The sequence below is a fragment of the Clostridium sp. genome (genome assembly GCF_016650095.1).
Classification (GTDB): domain Bacteria; phylum Bacillota; class Clostridia; order Clostridiales; family Clostridiaceae; genus Clostridium_AD.
In genome coordinates, this window is sequence record NZ_JAENWL010000321.1 from 1 (window position 1) to 4,401 (window position 4,401).

Annotated in this window: 1 protein-coding gene and 3 pseudogenes; 2 read left to right on the forward strand and 2 right to left on the reverse strand. The window is 34.7% G+C overall.

The window, feature by feature from the left end; genetic code table 11:
* Positions 1-2 precede the first annotated feature (2 nt).
* Entirely contained in the window at positions 3-347 is a 345-nt protein-coding gene (locus JJE11_RS15350; RefSeq protein ID WP_291637179.1) for a (deoxy)nucleoside triphosphate pyrophosphohydrolase, read from the forward strand.
* A gap of 596 nt (positions 348-943) precedes the next feature.
* Here JJE11_RS15350 and JJE11_RS15355 read toward each other — a convergent pair.
* A pseudogene (locus JJE11_RS15355) lies at positions 944-2,540 on the reverse strand (transketolase); the annotation flags it as partial.
* A gap of 59 nt (positions 2,541-2,599) precedes the next feature.
* Between JJE11_RS15355 and JJE11_RS17800 the strand changes: the two are divergent.
* Positions 2,600-2,896, forward strand: a pseudogene (locus tag JJE11_RS17800) (Tn3 family transposase); the annotation flags it as partial.
* 124 nt (positions 2,897-3,020) lie between these two features.
* Here the strand turns inward: JJE11_RS17800 and JJE11_RS15360 are convergent.
* Positions 3,021-4,067 (reverse strand): annotated as a pseudogene (locus tag JJE11_RS15360) (glycerate kinase); the annotation flags it as partial.
* Positions 4,068-4,401: the final 334 nt, after the last annotated feature.

A 4,401-nucleotide genomic window follows, 5' to 3' on the forward strand; every position in this document is an offset into this window, starting at 1 on the left:
AAATCTTATGTGCTCTTCGCTCTCCAATGATGTCTCTCCCAAACATGTGGGAGTTTCCGGGTGGTAAGATAGAAGGCAGTGAAACTTTCAAAGAGGCTATTGAAAGAGAAATAAAAGAAGAGCTGGCTTGCAATGTTGAATTTATTGATGTATTTAATGATAATACTCATGAATATGATAAATTTATAGTGAATTTAATTACTGTTAAGTGCCGCATAGCATCTGGTACTCCTACGGCTAACGAGCATTCAAAATTGATATGGTTACATAGAGAGAATTTACTCTCTCTAAACTGGGCTCCAGCAGATATGCAAGCTGTAAATCAGCTTGTATCGAAAAAGGTATAGCAAAATTGCTATACCTTTTTTTATGTGCAGTTAACAATACAAAAATCAGCTCCTTAATCCAACATAAGCTTTTTAAAGTTGATCTTAACAAAATTACATATTAGTTAATTTCACTGTCTTTGTTATGGTGAGTCGGACAGGAGTCGAACCTGCGACCAACTGGTTCGTAAATTGGCGTTTTAAGTAATTTAAAATAGCCCTCAAAGTGGCTTAAATGCTCATTTTACTTTATAAAATATACTTATCTATCCCCAATTATTTTAAACTATAAGGGGCAAAAAAAGGGGCAAATTAAAATGACCTGTTATTTTCCTTATCATTTATGTAAATATCGAGTGCTTCAGTTTCTTTAATGGCAAGTTTAATTATTACATATGGTATATTAATTCTAAAAACCTTACCATCAACAGTAAATCCTTCTTTTAAAGTTTTAATAATACTTTTATATTGTTCTGTAGTTGATGCTGCTATTTTTTTATTTGGAATTAATTCTTTACCTCACTTTTAATTTCTACCCTAATTATATGTTCAAGTTCGTATTACGTATAATGTAAGGAGCTTTTACTTATTAGGATATTAATCAAAGATCAGAATATTTATTTTTTTAAAGACAATACTGTTTCAACTACATTCTTTACTGTAAATCTGAACTCTTTAAATAAAATTTCTGCTTTACCAGATGCTCCAAAATGATCAATTGAGATTACAGCCCCATCAAGTCCTACATATTTATGCCATCCAAAGGAAGTAGCAGCTTCTACAGCAACTCTTGCTCTTACTTTGTTTGGAATTACCGACTCTTTATACTCTAAGCTCTGTACCTCAAATAATTCAAAGGAAGGCATACTTACAACTCTTGCAGCAATTCCATTAATTTTTAATTCATCAGCAGCTTTGTAGATAAGTTCCACTTCTGAACCAGAAGCGATTAAAATTACATCAGGGATTTCTTTTTCAGAATCCTTAAGTATATATCCACCCTTAAGAGCTGCTTTTCCTGATCCCTAATATAGAGGTAACGTCTGCCTTGTTTAAAACAAGTGATACAGGTCCTTCAGCTTTAGCTACAGCATAATACCAACCTGCTGCTGCTTCTTTTGAATCTGCTGGTCTAAATACTGTCATATTTGGTATAGCTCTTAGAGTAGCTAGTTGTTCTATAGGCTCATGAGTTGGTCCATCTTCTCCAACTCCAATACTATCATGAGTTAACACGTAAGGTATTGGTAGTTTCATTATTGCCGATAGTCTCATAGCTCCCTTCATATAATCACTAAATACGAAGAAATTTGATACAAATACCTTTAAACCACCATGAAGATATATTCCATTAGCGATAGCAGCCATTGCATGTTCTCTTACTCCAAAATGCAAATTTACTCCAGTTCTATCTTTCGCAGAAAAATCACCTCTTCCCTTCATATAAGTCTTATTTGAGGGAGCAAGATCTGCTGAACCTCCTATTATATTCGGTACAAGTTTAGCTAGTCTATTAATAAGTATTCCTGAAGATTCTCTTGTTGCCATTGGTTTATCAAAGCTCCAAAAGTTTTCATCGTCTAATAAATCAGTGGTTATTTTACCACTAAACCAAAGTGCCCATTCTTTTGCAATCTCTGGGTAAGCTATTTTATAGCCTTCAAATAACTTGTTCCATTCTTCTTCTTTCACAGCTGCCTCTTTATTAAAGCTTTCAATGTGTCTTTTAACTTGTGCTGGGACAGTAAAAGTATCATAATTCCATTCTAAGTTTTTCTTTAAATCAATTATATTACCTACTCCAAGAGGTTCTCCATGCGCTGAAGCCGTTCCTTGCTTAGCGAGACAACCATATCCTATTATATTTTTTACAATTATAATACTTGGCTTTTTATCTTCCTTTTTAGCAGCAGCTATAGTATAAGTGTAATGATCTACAACCTTGAAGCTTGGTTTATTAAATTTTTCTGCAAGATAAGTTTCAGAAATTGCCATACCTACTGCATTACAAATGCCTTGTCCAAGTGGCCCTGTAGTGGTTTCCACTCCATCAGTATGCTTATACTCTGGATGTCCTGGAGTTTTACTACCATATTGTCTAAAGTTTTTTATATCTTCTATACTCAAATCGTATCCAAAAATATTAAGTAAAGAATATATAAGCATGGACCCATGTCCTGCTGATAACACAAATCTATCTCTGTCTTCCCATTTCGTTAATTATGTCCATGCATTCAACAATACTATAGCCTACACCTTCCAATGAATCTTTTAACGGATCTACGAAGTGGATAAATTTTGGGAGTGATGGGGTAATTAGGTCAAATAACCGAGAAGACCAACGAAAAAGGATAAAGTATAATCATTTAGTTGCTAATACCATTATATTTTATAACGTTTACCATATGTCGGAGATTCTACATGATCTTTCATCTGAAGGTTATGATATAAATAAAGATATCGTATCTTCATTAGCCATACCCATAGTAAGCTTACGTTTACTAATATGTCTTCGCTTTGACGCAGAAGCGTCTATTTTCGTTACATCTATACAACTTTACCTTTCATAGAGGCATTTACATCTACCCCTAATACTAAAATTCGTCTTTAATCACAAAAAATGTAGATGCAAACTTTAATACAGCACCTATCATTTTAAGCTTAATTATTTGAGCATTAATGTTAAATGTTTTTTCAAACTTTATTTACACTCTTAATCAGTCGAAGAATATTATCTACTGCGAATGTAATGTTTTCCGCACTTTTATACCGACTGGTTTCAAAAGCTTCTGGTAATCTGTTTATAGAAAAAATAGAAGTCACACCCAAGTCGTACGCCTCATCTATTCCGTTATCTGCCCCACCTGCAATAACGGACACAGGAACATTATGAAGTTTCGCCCTCTTAGCCACTCCGATAACTACTTTTCCCCTTAAACTTTGGAAATCAATTTTTCCTTCACCAGTAAATATCATATCAGCACCAGTAATAACATCACTGAAATTAACTGTGTCTAGGACTGTTTCTATTCCCATCTGCAATACAGAATCAAAAAATGCAATCATTCCTGCACCCATGGCGCCAGCGGCACCTGCTCCAGGTATTTCACTTAGATCCTTTAATAAATCTTTTTTTATTACTTCTGAAACATTTTTAACACCATCATCTAGAAATAATACCATTTCTGCATCCGCACCCTTCTGTGGTCCAAAAACATGGGCCGCACCTATTGGCCCATACATTGGATTATCAATATCGCACATTGTGACTACTTCAATTCCATTTAGAACTTCAGCCTTGCCTGATATATCAATGCTTGAAATCTCATGGGTCGTTCCTCCTGTAGGAACAAACTCTTCACCTTTATAGTTAAAGAACTTTACTCCTGTTGCCGCAGCAGCGCCACAGCCGCAATCATTTGTACTACTTCCACCAAGGCCTACAATTATCTTCTTTACTCCTCTACTTGCAGCATCTAAAATCAGCTGTCCAACACCGTAAGTAGTAGTTTTCGTCGGATCCTTTCTGTCTTCAACTAGTGGTAGTCCAGCACAAGCTGCCATTTCTATTACAGCTGTATTACCGTTGTCGATAATTCCATAAAATGATTCCATATCTTCAAAATACGGATTTTTAACTATTACATTTATTTTTTCCCCGCCTAATGCTGTAAGGAAGCAATCTACACTTCCCTCACCTCCATCAGCTACTGGTATTGAAATAACTTGACATTCAGGGAAATGCTGCCTAAAATCTCATCAGCCTTTGTAATTGCTTCTTCCACCGACTGTGCAGGAATAATATGTAAATCTGAAACTATGTTGCCTGGAGCGTCTGATAGAAAGTAAAAACTTCCAATTTTTACTACAACATCAGGGACCAAAACATAAACTGGAAGTTTATGTTTACTACAATAGTTTTAATATCAAGCTTTTCTTTAGCTTTTGAGCTCATAATACATAACTGACCTTGATGCCTGCTTGTAAAAAAAATAAATGCAGCATTTATCTCGCTACATTCACTCTTTTTATTCCTATAATTTGGTAGTGTACAAAATTAATAGAGTAATTTAAA